The 19,514-nt window shown below is 61.8% G+C and carries 19 protein-coding genes; 18 read left to right on the top strand and 1 reads right to left on the bottom strand.

What is annotated here, in order from left to right; translation table 11 throughout:
* Positions 1-20: 20 nt before the first annotated feature.
* Positions 21-1,835: a chloride channel protein gene (locus DOM58_RS15265; protein WP_110693559.1), complete on the bottom strand. Its 1,815-nt coding sequence runs from the start codon at positions 1,833-1,835 to the stop codon at positions 21-23.
* A gap of 238 nt (positions 1,836-2,073) precedes the next feature.
* Between DOM58_RS15265 and erpA the strand changes: the two genes are divergently transcribed.
* From erpA to glmU, 18 genes are all read left to right on the top strand, one after another.
* The gene (erpA, locus tag DOM58_RS15260) at positions 2,074-2,427 is read left to right on the top strand and encodes an iron-sulfur cluster insertion protein ErpA (RefSeq protein WP_075561460.1); all 354 of its coding nucleotides are present in this window, start codon (positions 2,074-2,076) and stop codon (positions 2,425-2,427) included.
* Positions 2,428-2,677: 250 nt separating this feature from the next.
* Positions 2,678-3,451 (top strand): transporter substrate-binding domain-containing protein, encoded by a 774-nt coding sequence (locus tag DOM58_RS15255; RefSeq protein ID WP_075561461.1) that lies wholly within the window; start codon positions 2,678-2,680, stop codon positions 3,449-3,451.
* A gap of 148 nt (positions 3,452-3,599) precedes the next feature.
* Complete coding sequence (locus DOM58_RS15250; RefSeq protein WP_075561462.1) at positions 3,600-4,268, top strand: amino acid ABC transporter permease; 669 nt, start codon at positions 3,600-3,602, stop codon at positions 4,266-4,268.
* Entirely contained in the window at positions 4,265-5,056 is a 792-nt protein-coding gene (locus DOM58_RS15245; protein ID WP_110693558.1) for an amino acid ABC transporter ATP-binding protein, read from the top strand. Before DOM58_RS15250 ends, DOM58_RS15245 begins: the two co-directional genes overlap by 4 nt.
* A gap of 975 nt (positions 5,057-6,031) precedes the next feature.
* Positions 6,032-7,927 (top strand): tRNA uridine-5-carboxymethylaminomethyl(34) synthesis enzyme MnmG, encoded by a 1,896-nt coding sequence (gene mnmG, locus DOM58_RS15240; RefSeq protein WP_110693557.1) that lies wholly within the window; start codon positions 6,032-6,034, stop codon positions 7,925-7,927.
* A complete protein-coding gene (rsmG, locus tag DOM58_RS15235) occupies positions 7,924-8,571 on the top strand; it encodes a 16S rRNA (guanine(527)-N(7))-methyltransferase RsmG (protein ID WP_110693556.1) in 648 nt (215 codons plus the stop codon). The genes mnmG and rsmG overlap by 4 nt, the downstream gene beginning before the upstream one ends.
* A gap of 114 nt (positions 8,572-8,685) precedes the next feature.
* Positions 8,686-9,453 carry a ParA family protein gene (locus tag DOM58_RS15230; protein WP_110693555.1) on the top strand — a complete coding sequence of 256 codons (768 nt, stop codon included), beginning with the start codon at positions 8,686-8,688 and terminating at the stop codon, positions 9,451-9,453.
* A gap of 28 nt (positions 9,454-9,481) precedes the next feature.
* Positions 9,482-10,396, top strand: coding sequence for a ParB/RepB/Spo0J family partition protein (locus tag DOM58_RS15225; RefSeq protein WP_110693554.1), 915 nt, complete (start codon positions 9,482-9,484; stop codon positions 10,394-10,396).
* A gap of 244 nt (positions 10,397-10,640) precedes the next feature.
* Entirely contained in the window at positions 10,641-11,051 is a 411-nt protein-coding gene (locus DOM58_RS15220) for a F0F1 ATP synthase subunit I (protein ID WP_075561468.1), read from the top strand.
* Between the two features lie 3 nt (positions 11,052-11,054).
* A complete protein-coding gene (gene atpB, locus DOM58_RS15215; RefSeq protein WP_075561469.1) occupies positions 11,055-11,921 on the top strand; it encodes a F0F1 ATP synthase subunit A in 867 nt (288 codons plus the stop codon).
* Positions 11,922-12,007: 86 nt separating this feature from the next.
* A complete protein-coding gene (gene atpE / locus DOM58_RS15210) occupies positions 12,008-12,256 on the top strand; it encodes a F0F1 ATP synthase subunit C (protein WP_011508579.1) in 249 nt (82 codons plus the stop codon).
* Between the two features lie 71 nt (positions 12,257-12,327).
* Complete coding sequence (locus DOM58_RS15205; RefSeq protein WP_075561470.1) at positions 12,328-12,798, top strand: F0F1 ATP synthase subunit B; 471 nt, start codon at positions 12,328-12,330, stop codon at positions 12,796-12,798.
* Positions 12,799-12,809: 11 nt separating this feature from the next.
* Positions 12,810-13,352 (top strand): F0F1 ATP synthase subunit delta, encoded by a 543-nt coding sequence (locus tag DOM58_RS15200; protein ID WP_075561471.1) that lies wholly within the window; start codon positions 12,810-12,812, stop codon positions 13,350-13,352.
* 16 nt (positions 13,353-13,368) lie between these two features.
* A complete protein-coding gene (gene atpA, locus DOM58_RS15195; protein ID WP_075561472.1) occupies positions 13,369-14,913 on the top strand; it encodes a F0F1 ATP synthase subunit alpha in 1,545 nt (514 codons plus the stop codon).
* Positions 14,914-14,994: 81 nt separating this feature from the next.
* Complete coding sequence (gene atpG / locus DOM58_RS15190) at positions 14,995-15,885, top strand: F0F1 ATP synthase subunit gamma (RefSeq protein WP_075561473.1); 891 nt, start codon at positions 14,995-14,997, stop codon at positions 15,883-15,885.
* A gap of 117 nt (positions 15,886-16,002) precedes the next feature.
* Entirely contained in the window at positions 16,003-17,382 is a 1,380-nt protein-coding gene (atpD, locus tag DOM58_RS15185; protein ID WP_075561474.1) for a F0F1 ATP synthase subunit beta, read from the top strand.
* Positions 17,383-17,409: 27 nt separating this feature from the next.
* A complete protein-coding gene (locus DOM58_RS15180) occupies positions 17,410-17,835 on the top strand; it encodes a F0F1 ATP synthase subunit epsilon (protein WP_110693553.1) in 426 nt (141 codons plus the stop codon).
* Between the two features lie 147 nt (positions 17,836-17,982).
* On the top strand, positions 17,983-19,371 hold the full coding sequence (gene glmU / locus DOM58_RS15175) for a bifunctional UDP-N-acetylglucosamine diphosphorylase/glucosamine-1-phosphate N-acetyltransferase GlmU (RefSeq protein WP_110693552.1): 1,389 nt from the start codon (positions 17,983-17,985) through the stop codon (positions 19,369-19,371).
* Positions 19,372-19,514: the final 143 nt, after the last annotated feature.

Below are 19,514 nucleotides of genomic sequence, written 5' to 3'. Positions count from 1 at the left end.
GTGCTCATGAACAGGAGACGTCAGCGCTTACGTCGATAATAGTTCTCGATCGCCTCGCGAGTGATGATACCGGAAATCTTGCGAATCATCGGCGCCGTGGTGTGCTCCACGTAGAGCGCGTCGAGACCGGATTCGTTGAGCGTGTCGTAGGCCTCGGACAGCGTCGCTTCCAGATGCACCGGCGCCAGATCGAGACGCTGTCCGGGAACTTCCTCGAGATCGATCTGGGCATGCTCCGCGAGCCATGCCTCGTCATGCAGTACCCGCGCCAGGTGAGCGGCCTTCATCGCCAGTGGCGGCTTGTCCTTACCCTCCTGGATGATCACCAGCCAGGTCGGTTTGGAATCGAGCAGCGCCTTGGCCCGATCATGGTCGATGACCCGCGGCGTGCGCACCAGATTGCGCTCCATCACTGCCGGCACCGCGACCCGTGACAATGCCTGCATCAGCGGCTGCTGCAACGGGTGAAGCCCCTGCTGAGTCAGGCTGGAGAGGAAGAATCCCTGGCAGCGGCAGAGCTGGCGAGCGGTGAGCACCGCGACCACCACCGCCAGCATGCCCGGCAGCATGATCGCCGAATTGCGGGTCAGCTCCAGCAGCGCCAGCAGGGCGGCCAACGGCGCCTGCAGCGCCGCACCCATCATCGCCGCCATGCCGAGTACCGCGTACAGATCCGGCGTCGTGACCACGCTCGGCAGCAGCGTCCCGCCGAGCATGCCCATCACCGCGCCCACGGCGGCGCCGGAAACCAGCATCGGCCCGATCACGCCCACCGGCACACCACCCGCCATGCAGAGTCCGGTCAGCGCCAGCTTGACCACCGCCAGCACCAGCAGCACATCCAGCGCCATCGGCCCGTTGAGCATCTTCTCCAAGCTGTCGTAGCCGATCCCCTGGACCTGGGGATACCACCAGGCGACGGCGCCTGTAAGCAGCCCGATGATCGCCAGACGCAGGGCAAAAGGCAGGCGGCTGATCGAAGGATGCCCCTGGGCCAAGCGCACGAAACCGCCGGCGAGCAGACCCACCACCAGCGCGGTCAGCACGATCCAGGGCAGATCCAGCAGCGAATTGAGCTGAAGTGGCGGTACGCTGAAGGCCGGCTCGGCCCCGTAGACCGCCCAGGAGACCAGCGCCCCCATGGTGGCGGCGAGGATCACCGGCATGAAGCCGGCGATGGTGTACTCCATCATCACCACTTCCATGGCAAAGATGACCCCGGCGATCGGGGTATTGAACGAGGCGGAAATCCCTGCCGCGGTGCCGCAAGCCACCAGTACCCGCAGGCTGTTGTGGGGCAGACGCAGACGCGAGCCGATCCAGCTCGACGCCGCCGAGCCGAGATGGATCGCCGGCCCTTCACGACCGGCCGAGAGTCCACCGATCACCGAAATCACCCCGACCCACCACTGATTGATCCAGTTGCGCAGCGGCATCTTGCCCTGATGATAGGCGAGACGCTCGATGACGTGACCGATCCCCATCTTCAGCGCGCGACCGGGTTGCGGCCATAGCCACGCCCCGATCAGGGCGACGGCGACCAGCGGCAGACCGGCACGGAACAGCGGCGACAGGGTCTCGAACGCTTCCGGATCGTCACCGGGGATGAAAAACAGCGCGCCGAATTCCAGCAGCAACCGGAAAACGACCATCACGGTTCCGGTCAGAATGCCTGCAAGAATGCCCAGCAGGCAGAGCTGCGGCATGGCATCGACGCTCGCCAGCTGGCGTCGAAATCGTTCGAGGCTGAGACGTCTGGGGATAAACCGCGGCACGCGTGGCAAAGCGTCCTCCTTGCCCGATCCAAAGCGCTCGTCCAGCCGGGCGATAGCCATGCAGCCCGATACCTGTGCGAGCCACCGGCGACACCGTCCAAGCGGTTGACGAGACAGACATCATACACCGATCCGTGACGGCCGCTGGCAGACTCGCGCCGGCCTCGGCAAGGCTAAAGTTGACCCTTTTACTCGGTATTACCGATAATGGACGTCAACGAGGCGGTTTTCACCGCCCATGCCATTTTCGCTAGACCGGCCACTTCGATCGACGGCCGGCACGCACGGGAGCGTGACAATGAGCACAGTGGAGTCTTTCGCTCCGACCCCGATGTTCTTCACCAATGCCGCCGCTACGCGGGTCAAGGCGTTGATTGCCGAAGAGAACAACTCAAGCCTCAAGCTGCGGGTCTATGTCACCGGCGGCGGCTGTTCGGGATTCCAGTACGGCTTCGATCTCGGCGACCAGACCGCCGAGGATGACACCGTGATCGACAACGACGGCGTCAGCCTGGTGGTGGATTCGCTCTCCTACCAGTATCTGGTCGGCTCGACGGTGGATTTCGAGGAAGGCTTGGCCGGGGCCCGTTTCATCATCAAGAACCCCAATGCCCAATCCACCTGTGGCTGCGGCGCCTCGTTTTCGGTCTAGGAACTGGGGCGGTAAACTAGGTTTTGAATCGAAAATTAGCCGAATGACGAACAGACGATACAAAAAACTGAGGAAATAGCGGAGTTTACGCGGTGAGTATTTTGACCGGGCAGGAGCTCCAGTCAGTTTTTAACGCAGTATGGTCGAGCGCAGGCATTTTCGAGCAAAACCTAGGTCGACTTGACGTTCAGTAACAAGATTCCTCAAGGTAGTCGTCGATTGCCCTAATCGATAAAGACGTGAGGAAACCATGAAAAACAACACATCCCTGAGCTACTGGCTCGCCATCCCCGCCCTCGCCCTGTCGCTGGGTGCCTCCAGCCTGGCCAATGCGCAGGACACCACGCTCAAGGCCGTCACCGACCCCAGCTTCGTCCCGTTCGAGATGATGGATCAGGACAGTGGCGAGATGGTCGGCTTCGATATGGACATCCTGCACGAGATCGCCGACCGCGCCGGCTTCAAGGTCGATCTCAACACCATGGATTTCAACGGCATCATCCCCGCGGTGCAGACCGGCAACGTCGATCTGGCGATCGCCGGCATCACCATCACCGACGAACGCCAGCAGATCGTCGATTTCAGCGATCCCTACTACGACTCCGGCCTGCGCATTCTGGTCTCCGACGACAGCGACGTGGGATCCCTCGACGATCTGGAAGGCAAGCGCATCGCGACCAAGATCGGCTCCACCAGCTACGACTACCTGCAGGAGAAGCTGGGCGACGATGCCGAGATCACGCCCTATCCGGGCAGCTCCGACATGTACATGGCACTGATGGGCGGCAGCGCGGACGCGGTCTTCTACGACGCGCCCAACGTCGGCTACTTCGCCCAGACCAAAGGCAAGGACAAGGTCAAGACCGTCGGCCCGCTGTATGAAGGCCAGCAGTACGGCATCGCCTTTGCCAAGGACAGCCAGTGGGTGGAGCCTGCCAACAAGGCGTTGAAGGCCATGCATGACGACGGCACCTACGACGAGATCCACAAGAAATGGTTCGGCGAAGCGGCTGACGCCAAATGACCGACCACGTCTGATCGAGCCCGGCGCTCTCGCGCCGGCCTCGATGCTTGCGGATACCGTGACTGTCCGTTCTTGAAGACGGCAGTTCAGGAAGACCTCATCGCATGGCGGTGAGGTCTTTTGCTCGCGTTGCCAACGGAGACACCCCGTGGAGTTCAACTTCCAGTTCGACTGGCAGGCGGCGATCGATTCGCTGCCTTTCCTGCTCAAGGGTCTGCCCTACACCCTGCTCATCTCTTTCGTCGGCCTGGCCATCGGCTTCGTGGTCGGCATCGTTTTCGGCCTGATGCGGATCGGGCCCACTCGCTGGCTCCGAATTCCCGCCGTGGTCTATATCGAGGTTTTCCGCGGCACGCCGGTGCTGGTCCAGGTGCTATTCATCTTCTACGGCCTGCCCACGCTGCTGGGTGGCCCGATCAACGCGCTGACGGCGGGTATCGCCGCTATCGCCCTCAACGCTGGCGCCTATATCTCGGAGATCGTCCGTGGCGGCGTGCAATCGATCGAACGCGGCCAACGCGAAGCCGGGCTGTCGCTGGGGCTGTCGCCGCCCCAGACCTTTCGCTACGTGATCTGGCCTCAGGCCCTGCGCCGGATGATTCCGGCGCTCGGCAATCAGGGCATCGTCAGCATCAAGGACACCTCGCTGTTCTCGGTGATCGGGGTCGGCGAGCTGGTCCGCCAGGGCCAGGTCTACATCGCCAATACCTTCACCGCGCTGGAGGTCTACTTCATGATCGCCCTGCTCTACCTGGCGATTACCCTGAGCCTGTCGTTGGCTCTGAGTCTGCTCGAACGCAAGGGGTTGGTGGGATGAACGATCGCGTAAGCAACCAGGACACCGCTCAGACGGCCGAGGCATCGCCGATCGTGCGTCTCGACAAGGTCAACAAGCACTTCGGTAGCCTGCACGTGATGCAGGAGATCGACCTCAGCGTGGCCCATGGCGAAGTCGTGGTCATCATCGGTGCCAGCGGCTCGGGGAAATCCACGCTGATTCGCTGCGTCAACGGACTCGAACCCTTCCAGTCCGGGCGCATCGAAGTCGATGGCAAGACCCTGATTCCCAACGGGGCCAGCGGCAAATCGCTGCAGGCCGTGCGCACCGAGGTCGGGATGGTGTTCCAGCAGTTCAATCTGTTTCCGCACCTGTCGATCCGCGACAACGTCACGTTGGCACCACGCAAGGTCCGTGGCTGGACGCGCCAGCAGGCCGATGCCACCGCCGACAAGCTGCTCGAGCGGGTCGGCATTTCCGATCAGGCCGACAAGTATCCGACTCAGCTTTCGGGCGGTCAGCAGCAACGCGTAGCGCTCGCCCGGGCGCTGGCAATGGAACCTCGGCTGATGCTGTTCGACGAGCCGACCTCGGCGCTGGACCCGGAGATGATCGGCGAGGTTCTCGACGCCATGCGCGAGCTGGTGAACGACGGCATGACCATGATGATCGTCACCCACGAGATGGGCTTTGCCCGGGAAGTCGCCGATCGCGTGGTGTTCGTGCACGAAGGCCGGATCGTCGAACAGGGACCGCCCAATCAACTCTTCGACCAGCCGCAGCATGAGCGCACTCAGGCGTTTCTGGCGCGGGTGCTCAAGCACTAGTCGATAACCGGGTTGTGCGCGGCTTGAGGGCTTCCTTCAAGCCGCCTGCACGCTATCTGCTGCCCGGTGGATAGGCTCTTCTGTAGAGTGCCGCGGAGACCTATTTCCAGACCGAATCACGCTCGCTGTCTGCGCCGCTGCGCTCCTTGCCTCACTTCTCGCTCCCTTGTTTCCGCCGCTTTTCTTCAGCGCTGTTTCCCATGTTGATCGCCCTTCCGTTTCATTGTCGGCTGTTTCGGACTCGAACCATTGGCGTTCGAATCGCCGTCTTTCCTGCGACTGTCTGGCTCGTCGTTCTCCATCGATTTTGCCGATTCTGACCCGTCCGGCCGAACCCGCGACGTTCATTCCCGCTTGTCGGCATCAAAAAATCCGCCCGAAAAGGTCGAAATTTGCCGTTTCAGGTTATCCAGATAGGCTTTTTTCGCCTGTGGATAGTTTTTTTGCCGATCTTGCTGCAGCCCCGACTCACGCGACGCTAGCGAACGATCGAGGGGGTGTTGACCACCGCGGTAACAGATGACGTATGCAGCGGTGGATAACAGGTGTGCAGTCCGGGCTGTGCACAAACAAGGCTTCTGTCCACAGGAATCAACGCCTCTGTCAGCAGCATGCCCCATGCTTGTCAAGCAATCGAATAACAATGCAAGTTCTCGTAATATATAAAGTATTTCCACTTATCCACTGAAAATGTCCACACCATTAGTTACTACCACAACAGAACTTCTTTATATATTTCTCATTAATTAATAATGACTCTGTGAGTTAGCGACTCACCGTCGAATCGGGTGTGGAAAACCCCTGACGGTTACCCACAGGAGGTTTATACTGGGCGGCTTTCGTGGCCAACCGTTCTCGGCCACCATGAAAAGCGTCGCTGCGACGGCGCTGAACCTCGTCTTGGCGAGGTCTCGAGATCCATTTGCTGTCGGTGCCGATTCGATGCGTTCGCATCAGCACCTCGTGAGGTAAACCGTGGAGTATCCCGACCGTTTTCAGGTCATCGTGATCGGCGGTGGCCACGCCGGCACCGAAGCCGCACTCGCTGCGGCTCGCAGTGGTGTCCGCACCCTGCTGCTGACGCACAACATCGAGACGCTGGGCCAGATGTCCTGCAACCCCGCCATTGGCGGGATCGGCAAGAGCCATCTGGTCAAGGAGATCGACGCCCTGGGCGGCGCCATGGCGCAGGCCACCGACTTGGCGGGCATCCAGTTTCGCGTGCTCAATTCGCGCAAGGGACCGGCAGTGCGAGCGACACGGGCTCAGGCCGATCGAGTCCGTTACAAGGCCGCCATCCGTGGAATGCTGGAAAACCAGCCCAATCTGACCCTGTTCCAGCAGGGCGTCGACGATCTGATCGTCGACAACGACAGCGTCGTCGGTGTCACGACCCAGACCGGCATTCGCTTCATGGCGGATACCGTGGTTTTGTGTACCGGAACGTTCCTGGGTGGCGTAATCCACATCGGTCTGGATCATCATGCCGGCGGCAGAGCCGGAGATCCGCCGGCCAATGCGCTGGCTCAGCGGCTGCGAGCCCTGCCATTCCGGGTCGATCGGCTGAAGACCGGTACCCCGCCGCGGATCGATGCCAAGAGCGTCGATTTTTCCAAACTCGAGCGTCAGCCAGGTGACACGCCGTTGCCGGTGATGTCGTATCTGGGCAGCCGCGATCAGCATCCGCGGCAGGTCGATTGCCATATCGGACACACCAACGAACGCACCCACGAGATCATCTTCGCCAATCTCGACCGCTCGCCGATGTATTCCGGCGTGATCGAGGGCGTCGGGCCGCGTTACTGCCCGTCGATCGAGGACAAGGTTCATCGCTTCGCCGACAAGACCAGCCATCAGGTCTTCGTCGAACCCGAAGGGCTGGATACCCACGAGCTCTATCCCAACGGCATTTCCACGTCGCTGCCGTTCGATGTCCAGCTGCAGGTCGTGCGTTCGATCGTCGGAATGGAAAATGCCCATATCACGCGGCCCGGCTACGCCATCGAATACGACTTCTTCGATCCGCGCGATCTCAAGCACTCGCTGGAAACCAAATTTATCCACAATCTGTTCTTCGCCGGTCAGATCAACGGCACCACGGGTTACGAGGAAGCCGGCGCTCAGGGACTGCTGGCCGGCATCAATGCCGCCAGACGTGTCCGGGGCGAATCGGCCTGGTGGCCACGCCGCGACGAGGCCTATCTGGGCGTGCTGGTCGACGACCTGATCACCATGGGCACGCAGGAGCCCTACCGCATGTTCACCTCGCGTGCCGAATATCGCCTGCTGCTGCGCGAGGACAACGCTGACCTGCGACTCACCGCCATCGGCCGCGATCTGGGGCTGGTAGACGATTATCGCTGGTCGGCGTTCGAGACTAAGCGCGAGAAGATCGAGCAGGAGAGCGCTCGACTGCGTTCGACCTGGATCCAGCCGAAGACCGAGGCCGGCGAGCGCGTGGCCGAAAAGCTCGGTCAGCCGCTGTCGCATGAGTACAGCCTGATGGAGCTGCTCAAGCGTCCGGAGCTCACCTACGCCGACGTGGCGTCGCTCAAGGGCGAGGCCGTCAGCGAGGAGCCGGTCGCCGAGCAGGTCCAGATCGAGGCCAAGTACGAGGGTTACATCGCGCGTCAGCAGGACGAGATCGATCGTCTGCGGCGCCATGAAGCCACCCCGCTACCGGAATCGCTGGATTACGCCAGAGTCGAAGGTCTTTCCACCGAGATCCGCCAGAAATTCGAACAGACCCGACCGCAGACGCTGGGCCAGGCCGGCCGCATCTCCGGTGTCACGCCGGCCGCCGTGTCGATTCTGCTGATCCACCTCAAAAAGCGTCGTCTGATCGACGACAGCCGGGCATTGAGCGCATGACGCCAGTTTATGAACGTCTGCTGGATGACGGTCTGGCGGCGCTGAACGTCGAAATCGAGAGGCCGCAGCGGCAACGATTGCTGTCGCTGCTCGCGCTGTTGCACAAGTGGAATCGCGCCTATAACCTCACCGCAGTGCGCTCGCCCGAGGCGATGGTCAGCCGCCATCTGCTGGACAGCGTCAGCGTGGCCTTTGCCGTGCGCGGACCCACCCTGCTGGACGTAGGGTCGGGACCGGGGTTCCCGGGGCTGGTGCTGGCGATCCTGAATCCCGAACTTCAGGTCACGCTGGTGGACAGCAACGGCAAAAAAGTCCGCTTTCAGCGCCAGGCAGTAATGGAGCTCGGGCTCGACAACGTCAGCTGCGAGCAGGTTCGGGTCGAATCTTTCGACGCGACCTTCGACCAGATCATCTCGCGTGCTTTCGCGGCGTTAGGCGATTTCATCACGCTGACCGAGCCGCTGCTGGCCGAAGGCGGTGAATGGCTGGCAATGAAAGGGGGGCTCGAATCGCGTGAACTCGAATCGCTGCCGGCCCATGTCGCCATCCACGAACGGCTGGCGCTGACGGTGCCCGGTGTCGATGATGCCGAACGCCAGCTGCTCCGTCTCGGTCGAGTCGATGAGGCGGGGCGACGCTCGTAACGGCGTCAACGGGCCGTTTTGTTATGAAACGGCGGTGTCGTTCATGCCGTGCCGGATACACGCTAGCGGATCGCTCGCGATCCACAGGATCAGCCTCGACGAAGGGAGTCGCCAGTGACCAGAATCATTGCCTTGACCAATCAGAAAGGCGGGGTGGGCAAGACCACCACCGCGGTCAATCTGGCGGCTTGCCTGGCGGCACTCGATCGCCGCGTGTTGCTGATCGATCTCGATCCGCAGGGCCATGCCACCATGGGCAGCGGCGTCGACAAGCATGATCTCGACGGCAGCGTGCTCGACGTGCTGCTCGGCGACAAGAGCGCCGCCGAGGTGATCGTCGATTGCGCCGTGGCCGGCTACGCATTGTTGCCGGGCAACGGCGATCTGACCGCCGCCGAGGTCGATCTGCTCGATCGCGACGGTCGCGAACGGGTGCTGCAGAGCGCCATCGAGAGCGTCGCTGCGGATTACGACGTGGTGATGATCGACTGCCCGCCCTCGCTCAACATGCTGACGGTCAACGCCTTGACCGCTGCCCATGGCGTGCTGATTCCGGTTCAGTGCGAATTCTATGCGCTCGAAGGTCTCTCGGCGCTGCTCGATACCGTCGAGCAGATCCAGGAAAGCGTGAACCCCACCCTCGAGATATTCGGCATCGTGCGGACCATGTATGACCCGCGCAACAGCTTGACCCGAGACGTCAGCAAGCAGCTCGGCCAGTATTTCGGCGACTCCCTGCTCAAGACCACCATCCCGCGTAACGTCCGCGTGGCCGAAGCGCCCAGTCATGGCGTGCCGGTCACCAAGTACGCGCGCCTATCGCGTGGCAGCCAGGCCCATCGTGTTCTGGCCAAGGAACTGATTCGGCGGTTGGCGCTGTAATGACGATGACTGCTGCGAGGAACACCCCATGACGACGCGCAAACGCCCGCTGGGCCGCGGCCTCGATGCCCTGATCGGCTCCAGTGCCCGTCGCCGCGATAGCCTGTCGCAGGAAGCCGACGCGAATACGCCGGCGCCGGCGCAGGTCTCGCCCGAATCACAAGGGATCGGCGAGCGTCTGGAGCGCCTGCCGTTGCGCCAGCTGACCCGCGGCAAATATCAGCCGCGACGCGATATCCAGCCCGAAGCGCTGGAGGAACTGGCCGATTCGATCCGGGCCCAGGGCGTGATGCAGCCGATCGTGGTGCGACAAATTGGCGCAGAGCGATACGAGATCATTGCCGGCGAAAGGCGCTGGCGGGCATCGCAGCTGGCCGAGGTCGAAACCATCCCCGCGGTCATTCGCGAGGTCAGCGACGAGGTCGCACTCGCCCTGGCGCTGATCGAGAATATCCAGCGCGAGAACCTCAATCCGGTCGAGGAGTCGATGGCGCTGAAACGCCTGCTCGACGAGTTCGAACTGACCCAGCAGCAGGTTGCCGATGCGGTAGGGCGCTCGCGGGCTCAGGTTGCCAATCTGCTGCGTCTACTGGCCCTCGATCCGCAGGTGCTGACGCTGCTGGAACGCGGCGATCTGGACATGGGGCACGCCCGTGCCCTGCTCAGCCTGCCGGCCGCCAAGCAGCGCCACGCGGCGCATGAGGTGGTGGCGCGCGAGCTCACCGTGCGCCAGACCGAAGCACTGGTCAAGCAGATCGCCAGCGGCCAGAAGAAGGCCGAAGACAAGCGCCCCCCGGCCGATGTCGGACGGCTCGAGAATCGTCTCGGCGACCTGCTGGGCGCGCCGGTCAAGATTCATCATAATTCGTCCGGCAAAGGGCGTGTCACGATTCGTTACACCAGCCTCGACGAACTGGATGGCATACTCGAGCATATCCGCTGATCGGTCTGGCGGGTTGGCAGCCGAAGGACGGACGCATCGACGAAAGTATTTAGCGCGTTAACGGGATTTGCGCACTTTTCGCGATCTTTTGCTCAGCAAGATGCCTCAGATCGGTGCAGGTTCGGTTGAAGCGGCATGATCGCTTCTCTATAATCCGCCGGGATTCGTCAGACTGACGCCGCAGGTAGGCATCGAACGTCGCAGCAGCGAATTCATCCCAGGAATCAACGGCGAGACCGAAGCCATGCAGCCAGCGGCACCGGCCAAGCTTGCAAGACCGCGAATCGCGGGGTTGATCCTGTTACAGTGCGGCGTGGTGATGGGGTTGGCCCTCATCGGCTGGGGTGTCTGGGGTCGCGGAACGGCATTTTCCGCTTTGACCGGTGGTCTCGTCGCTGCCATTCCCAACGCCTTCTTTGCCTGGTGTGCCTTTCGTTATCAGGGCCCGGCACAGGCAAGAAACATCGTCAAAAGCTTCTATCAAGCCGAGGCCGGCAAGTTCGGTTTGACGGCGGTACTGTTCACGCTGGCATTCGTGGCCGTGCCCCCCTCAAACCCCGCTTTCTTCTTTGGCGCTTATGTAGTGACACTGCTGGTGCATTGGCTGGGCCCATGGCTGCTGCGCCGACCGTCACACATTCAATCTCGAGGCTGAACCATGGCTGGCAACAACATGACGAGTACGGAGTACATCCAGCACCACTTGCAGAACATGACCTATGGTCTGCATCCGGAGAATGGCTGGTCGATGGCTCACTCCGCCGCCGATGCCAAGGCGATGGGATTCTGGGCCATCCACGTCGATACCATGTTGTGGTCGATCGGCCTCGGGGTGCTGTTTCTGTGGCTGTTCCGCTCGGTGGCCAAGCGCGTCTCCACCGGTGTTCCCACCGGTCTGCAGAACTTCGTCGAGATGATGGTCGAATTCGTCGATGGCTCGGTACGCGAGACGTTCCATGGCAAGAGCCGATTGATCGCTCCGCTGTCGCTGACGATTTTCTGCTGGATTTTCCTGATGAACATCATGGACCTGGTGCCGGTGGATTTTCTGCCGATGCTGGCGCAGAAAATCGGCAGCTGGTTCGGTGCCGATCCGTCGCATGTCTATTTCAAGGTCGTCCCGACCACCGACATCAATGCCACGCTCGGCATGTCGCTGTCGGTCTTCGCACTCATCATCTTCTATTCCATTCGCTCCAAGGGACTGTCGGGTTTTATCGCCGAGTTGACGTTGCACCCCTTCAATACGTCCAATATTTTTGCCCAGATCCTGTTGATTCCGGTCAATTTACTGCTTGAACTCGTGACCTTGTTGGCCAAACCGGTTTCGCTGGCGTTACGACTGTTCGGTAACCTCTACGCCGGCGAACTGATCTTTATCCTGATAGCGATGGTCGGACTGTGGCAGCTGCCGCTGCACTTCCCGTGGGCCGTGTTCCACATCCTGATCATCACGCTGCAGGCCTTCATCTTCATGATGCTCACCATCGTCTATCTGAGCATGGCGACGGAAGAGCAGCATTGAGTAGCGTTCCCGTTAACCCCTGACCCCTGAAACTCAACTGAGCAAGACTCGACTGAGCAAGACTCGACTGAAAACTGGAGACAACCATGGAAGCACAAGTTCTGGGCATGACCGCGATTGCCGTTTCTCTGTTGATCGGCCTGGGTGCCCTCGGCACCGCGATCGGCTTCGGTATCCTCGGCGGCAAGTTTCTGGAAGGCGCCGCGCGCCAGCCGGAAATGATCCCGCAGCTGCAGGTCAAGATGTTCATCGTTGCGGGCCTGCTCGACGCCGTGACCATGATCGGCGTCGGTATCGCCCTGTTCTTCACCTTCGCCAATCCGTTTGTCGGTTAACGGCGCCGTTCGTGGCCCACGAGGCCTCCGGTGACCCTTAATCCCAAACCCGTGACGCGAGAGGTGCTGGCGTGAATCTGAACCTTACACTGATTGGTCAGGCCATAGCCTTTGCCGTCTTCGTCTGGTTCTGCATGAAGTATGTATGGCCGCCGGTCATGCAGGCCCTGCAGGAACGACAGAAGAAGATTGCCGATGGTCTGGATGCAGCCAGCCGTGCGACCCGTGATCTCGAACTGGCTCAGGAAAAAGCCGAAGAGACACTGCGGGAGAGCAAGGAGCAGGCGCAACAGATCCTCGAACAGGCCAACAAGCGATCCAATCAGATCGTCGAAGAAGCTCGCGAGACTGCGCGGGCCGAAGGCGAGCGCATCATTGCAGGCGCTCGCAGCGAAATCGATCAGGAGATCAATCGCGCGAAGGAAGAGCTGCGTGCCCAGGTATCGCTGCTGGCTGTGGCCGGCGCCGAGCGCATCCTGGAGTCCTCCATCGACGAAGCCAAGCATCGTGAGCTCGTCGACAAGCTCGCTGCCGAGCTCTAAGGAGGCGCACCATGGCTGAATCGTCTACCGTCGCTCGACCCTACGCCAAGGCGGCGTTCGAGTTCGCGCGCGATCAAAAGGCGCTCCAAGCGTGGTCCCAGAGTCTGTCACTGGTCGCCCAGGTGGCCGCTGACTCCGATGTCCGTGCACGCATTCTCGCCAACCCGCGGCTGACGGCCGACGACAAGACGCGTCTGCTGCTGGAAGTCTGCGGTGACGAACCCTTCGACGAGGGGGTGGGTAATTTCCTGCACCTCGTCGGCGAAAAGGGGCGTCTGGCTGCGTTGCCCGACATTTTCGAAGAGTTCGAGGCGCTGCGCGCCCGGCAAGAAAAGCGGGTCGATGTCACCATCGTCTCCGCCTTCGAGCTGGATGACGCGCAGCAGAACGTACTCGTCGAGGCTCTGAAGAAGCGCCTGAATCGTGAAATCTCCATTACCACTCAGGTGGACCGCGAGCTGCTAGGCGGCGTGATCCTGCGTACCGGAGACACCGTCATCGACGGTTCCGTGCGCGGTCGATTGCAACGTCTGCGCGAAGCGCTCACCGCTTGAGTTCGAGGGACATGGCATGCAGCAACTGAATCCTTCCGAGATCAGCGACATCATCAAACAGCGTATCGATAAGCTGGATGTCGCCTCCGAGGCCCGTAATCAGGGCACCGTCGTCAGCGTCGCTGACGGCATCGTTCGCATCCACGGCCTGGCCGACGCGATGCTGGGCGAAATGATCGAATTCCCCGGTGGCGTCTTCGGCATGGCGCTCAACCTCGAGCGCGACAGCGTCGGCGCCGTGGTGCTGGGCGACTACCTGGAGCTCGAAGAGGGCATGACCGCGCAGTGTACCGGTCGTATCCTCGAGGTTCCGGTCGGCCCGGAGCTGATCGGCCGCGTGGTCGATGCGCTGGGTAACCCGGTCGATGGCAAGGGTGACATCGACACCAAGATGACCGATGCGATCGAGAAGGTCGCGCCGGGCGTCATCACTCGTCAGTCCGTCGACCAGCCGGTCCAGACCGGTCTCAAGTCGATCGATGCGATGGTGCCGATCGGTCGTGGCCAGCGTGAGCTGATCATCGGCGACCGCCAGATCGGTAAATCCGCGGTGGCGATCGATGCGATCATCAACCAGAAAGGTACGGGCATCACCTGTATCTACGTGGCGATCGGCCAGAAGCAGTCGACCATCGCCAACGTGGTGCGCAAGCTCGAACAGCACGGTGCCATGGAGCACACCATCGTGGTCGCCGCCGGCGCCGCCGATCCGGCTTCCATGCAGTATCTGGCACCGTACGCCGGCTGCACCATGGGCGAATACTTCCGTGACCGTGGCGAAGACGCGCTGATCGTCTATGACGATCTCTCCAAGCAGGCTGTCGCCTACCGTCAGATCTCGCTGCTGCTGCGTCGTCCGCCGGGTCGTGAAGCCTACCCGGGTGACGTGTTCTATCTCCACTCGCGTCTGCTCGAGCGTGCCGCGCGCGTCAACACCGATTACGTCGAGAAGTTCACCAACGGTGAAGTGAAAGGCAAGACCGGTTCGCTGACCGCACTGCCGATCATCGAGACCCAGGGCGGCGACGTCTCCGCGTTCGTTCCGACCAACGTGATCTCGATCACCGACGGTCAGATCTTTCTCGAGACGGGGCTGTTCAACTCTGGTATCCGTCCGGCGATCAACGCCGGTCTGTCGGTATCGCGCGTTGGCGGCTCGGCCCAGACCAAGATCATCAAGAAGCTGGGTGGCGGTGTCCGTCTGGCCCTCGCGCAGTATCGCGAGCTGGCGGCGTTCTCGCAGTTCGCTTCCGATCTCGACGAAGCGACCCGCAAGCAGCTCGAGCACGGTCAGCGTGTCACCGAACTGATGAAGCAGAAGCAGTACTCGCCACTGTCGGTGGCCGAGATGGGGGTGACGCTGTACGCCGCCAACGAAGGCTTCCTGGACGACGTCGCGGTCGACAAAGTGCTGGATTTCGAACGTGCGCTGCACGATTACATGAAGTCCGAGCATGCCGACCTGCTCGACAAGATCAACCAGAGCGGCGGCTACGACGACGAGATCCAGAAAGGTCTCAAGTCGGGTCTCGAGTCGTTCAAGTCCACTCAGACCTGGTAGGTGGCGCGACCCGCTCCATCGTGATGCGATGGCAGCGGGTCGTCTCGCCCGACTGAGCGGCATGAATCAGGGTGATCCGAGATGGCAGCTGGAAAAGAGATCAAATCCCAGATTGGGAGCATCAAGAACACGCAGAAAATCACCAGCGCCATGGAAATGGTCGCTGCGTCGAAAATGCGTCGGGCTCAGGAGCGCATGGCGGCCAGCCAGCCCTATGCGAAACTGATCCGCCGGGTGGTCGGCCACGTTGCCAAGGCCAACCCGGAATACCGTCACGACTATATGGTCGAGCGTGAGGTCAAGCGCGTCGGCTATATCGTCGTTTCCAGTGACCGCGGTCTCGCCGGCGGCTTGAACGTCAACATGTTCAAGGCGGTGGTCAAGCACGCGCGCGACTGGGACCAGAAGGGCGTCGGTGCCGACTTCGCGGCCATCGGCAGCAAGGCCGGCGGCTTCTTTCGTAAGCGCGGCGGCAATCTGCTGGCGGCGAAGAAAGGCCTCGGCGATGCGCCGGAAGCCCAGGATCTGGTCGGTAGCGTCAAGGTGATGCTCGATGCCTTCGATGAAGGCAGTCTGGATCGGCTCTACGTGGTGTACAACGAATTCGTCAACACCATGAGCCAGAAACCCGTCGTGCGTCAGCTGCTGCCCCTCGAGGCAGTCGAGGACGAAAGCGAAGGGGATGAACAACCCGGTCCCGGTGATACACAGAAAAGCTGGGACTACCTGTATGAGCCGGATGCCAAGACCCTGCTCGATCATCTGCTGGTTCGCTATGTCGAATCCCAGGTGTATCAGGCCGTGGTGGAGAACGCGGCTTGTGAGCAGGCCGCGCGCATGATCGCGATGAAGAACGCGACCGACAATGCCGGCGATCTGATTGACGATCTTCAACTGGTGTACAACAAGGCGCGTCAGGCGGCCATTACCCAGGAAATTTCGGAAATCGTCGGTGGTGCCGCGGCGGTATGACGACAGCGCCGCCCGCGTGGCGGCGGTCTCGAATACGGCTTGGCTAGGCGTCGCATGAATGAAGTCACTTCACGCGGCGCCCTACAGGTTTCATTTGCAGGTTTACGAGGAACCACTATGAGCGGACGTATCGTACAAATCATAGGCGCGGTGGTTGACGTAGAATTCCCGCGGGACGACGTGCCCAAGGTCTACGACGCGCTGACGGTCTCGGGCAGAGAGGCCGTTCTCGAAGTACAGCAGCAGCTGGGTGACGGCGTGGTTCGCGCCATCGTCATGGGCTCCAGTGAAGGACTTCAGCGTGGCATCGAGGTCGTGAATACCGGTGCCGCGATCTCCGTGCCGGTGGGCACGCAGACGCTGGGCCGGATCATGAACGTGCTGGGTCAGCCAATCGACGATGCCGGCGACATTGGTGACGATGCCGTGCGCATGCCGATCCACCGTCAGGCGCCCGGCTACGCGGATCAGGCCGCTTCCAGCGATCTGCTGGAGACCGGCATCAAGGTCATCGATCTGGTCTGCCCGTTCGCCAAGGGCGGCAAGGTCGGTCTGTTCGGCGGTGCCGGTGTCGGCAAGACCGTCAACATGATGGAACTGATCCGTAACATCGCCACCGAGCACAGCGGCTATTCCGTGTTCGCCGGTGTCGGCGAGCGTACTCGTGAAGGTAACGACTTCTATCACGAGATGAAGGAATCCAACGTTCTCGACAAGGTCGCGCTGGTCTACGGCCAGATGAACGAGCCCCCGGGCAACCGTCTGCGCGTCGCGTTGACCGGCCTGACCATCGCCGAGAACTTCCGTGACGAAGGTCGCGACGTGCTGCTGTTCGTCGACAACATCTACCGCTACACGCTGGCCGGTACCGAAGTGTCGGCGCTGCTCGGTCGTATGCCGTCGGCAGTAGGCTATCAGCCGACGCTGGCGGAAGAGATGGGCGCCCTGCAGGAGCGCATCACCTCGACCAAGACCGGCTCGATCACTTCCGTCCAGGCCGTCTACGTGCCCGCGGATGACTTGACCGACCCGTCTCCGGCGACCACCTTCGCTCACCTCGATTCGACCGTGACGCTGTCGCGTTCGATCGCCGAGCTGGGTATCTATCCGGCCGTCGATCCGCTCGACTCCACCTCGCGTCAGCTCGATCCGCTGGTCGTCGGCGAAGAGCACTACAATATCGCTCGCGGCGTGCAGAACGTGCTGCAGCGCTACAAGGAGCTCAAGGACATCATCGCCATCCTGGGGATGGACGAGCTGTCCGACGAGGATAAGCTGGCCGTGGCACGAGCGCGTAAGATTCAGCGCTTCCTGTCGCAGCCGTTCTTCGTCGCCGAGATCTTCACCGGTGCGCCCGGCAAGTATGTATCGCTGCAGGAAACCATCCGTGGCTTCCAGGGCATTCTCAACGGCGATTACGACGACATGCCGGAGCAGGCCTTCTACATGGTCGGCACCATCGACGAAGCCGTCGAGAAAGCCAAGAGCATGAAGTAAGCCTGCAGACTCCCGGGAGATATCGCTATGGCCACATTTCAGTGTGACATCGTCAGTGCCGAGAAGGAGATCTTCTCGGGCAGCGTCGAGCAGCTCATTGCTGCCGGCGTGGCCGGCGATCTGGGTATCCTGCGCGGTCACGCGCCACTGCTGACCGAGCTCAAGCCCGGTCCGGTGCGCGTGATTCAGGAAAATGGTGACGAAGAGCTGTATTACGTCACCGGCGGTTTCCTTGAAGTGCAGCCGAACGTGGTCTCGGTGCTGGCGGATACCGCCACCCGAGCCAGCGATCTGGACGAAGCGGAAGCCGAGCAGGCGCGTCAGCATGCGCTGGCCTCGCTCAACGAGAAGCAGACCGAGCTCGACTACGCGCGCGCCTCCGCCGATCTGGCCGAGGCCACCGCTCAGTTGCGTACGCTGCAACAGCTGCGCAATCGAGCCGGCCGCGGCTAACGGCATCGCCGTGCAAGACCCGAAAGGCGACTCTCCGGAGTCGCCTTTTTTATGGCCGTCAGGAAAGGGGTGTTCGAGAGATCTGTCAGTGACGTCCTCGAGCGCTAGAATGACGTCCAGTTTTCATTGATCAAAAGGAACAACGCCATGACCCTCGACGTCGTGATACTGGCCGCCGGCCAAGGCACCCGCATGCGCTCGAAGACGCCGAAGGTGCTGCACAAGCTGGCGGGCCGCCCGCTGGTTCAGCATGTCGTCGACACGGCGGCGGGTCTGGAGAACGCCCGGCTGCACGTGGTGGTCGGTCATGGCGGCGAGGCGGTGCGCGAGGCGCTCGCTGGCTCCGGTTCGACGCCTGCCGATCGCGAACTCGCCTTCTGTGAACAGACCGAACAGAAGGGCACCGGGCACGCGGTGGCTCAGGCGCTGGATGGCCTAGGCGACGGCAAGGCGCTGGTACTCTACGGCGACGTGCCGTTGATCCAGGCCAGGACCCTCGAGACCCTGCTGGAGGGCGTCGACGAGCAGCACATGGCGCTGTTGACGGTGACGCTCGACGATCCCGCCGGCTACGGTCGGATCGTGCGTAATGCCAAGGGCGCGGTCGTCGCCATCGTCGAGCACAAGGATGCCGACGACCAGCAGCGCGCCATCGATGAATGCAACACCGGCATCATGGCGATGACGGCCGAACAGCTGCGCCGCTGGCTGCCGCAGCTCTCCGCCGAGAACGCCCAGGGCGAGTATTACCTGACCGACGTGATCGCCATGGCCGCGGCCGACGGTGTCGAGGTCAAGGCGACTCAGCCGAGCTCGCCGGTCGAGGTCGAAGGGATCAACGATCGGCGCCAACTGGCGGCACTCGAGCGCGCCTATCAACGGCGCCAGGCCGAGCGTTTGATGACCGCGGGCGTCAGTCTGGCGGATCCGGCACGTTTCGATCTGCGCGGCGACGTCACCGTCGGCCGGGACATCCAGATCGACATCAACGTGATTCTCGAAGGCCAGGTCACGCTGGAAGACGACGTCGTCATCGGGCCCAACTGCGTGATCAAGGACACCATCCTGCGCCGCGGCGCGGTGGTGAAGGCCAACAGTCATCTGGAAGGCGCCGAGATGGGAGTGGGCAGCGACTGCGGTCCGTTCGCCCGACTGCGCCCCGGTACGCGACTCGGTGCCAGAGCCCATGTAGGCAACTTCGTCGAGACCAAGAACGCCACCCTCGGTGACGGCGTCAAGGCGGGGCATCTTAGCTATCTGGGTGATACCGAGATCGGTCGCGACACCAACATCGGTGCCGGTACCATTACCTGCAACTACGACGGTGCCAACAAGCATCGCACTCAGATTGGAGAGGCCGTCTTTATCGGTTCCAACAGCTCGCTGGTCGCGCCGATCACCATTGGCAACGGCGCGACCATCGCCGCGGGCTCCACGATTACTCGTGAAGTGAAAGACGATGAGTTGGCGATCGGGCGCAGTCGTCAGGTCGTCAAGCAGGGCTGGCAGCGGCCGGTAAAGATGCCGAAGAGCTGATCGACTGCCTCGCCAACTTTTCTGAGCGGGAATTCGTCACCCTCTAGCGCCTATCGAGCGCACGCTGCGAATCACTCGTCAAGCTGGGTCTTGCGATAGGGATGTCGTAAGAGGCGCGTTGGGACAGGGATGTCCTTACGCGC

This window comes from Salinicola halophyticus, from assembly GCF_003206695.1.
Classification (GTDB): domain Bacteria; phylum Pseudomonadota; class Gammaproteobacteria; order Pseudomonadales; family Halomonadaceae; genus Salinicola; species Salinicola halophyticus.
The sequence above is the reverse complement of the archived record's forward strand: the minus strand, read 5'-3'. Positions and strand labels throughout refer to the sequence as shown.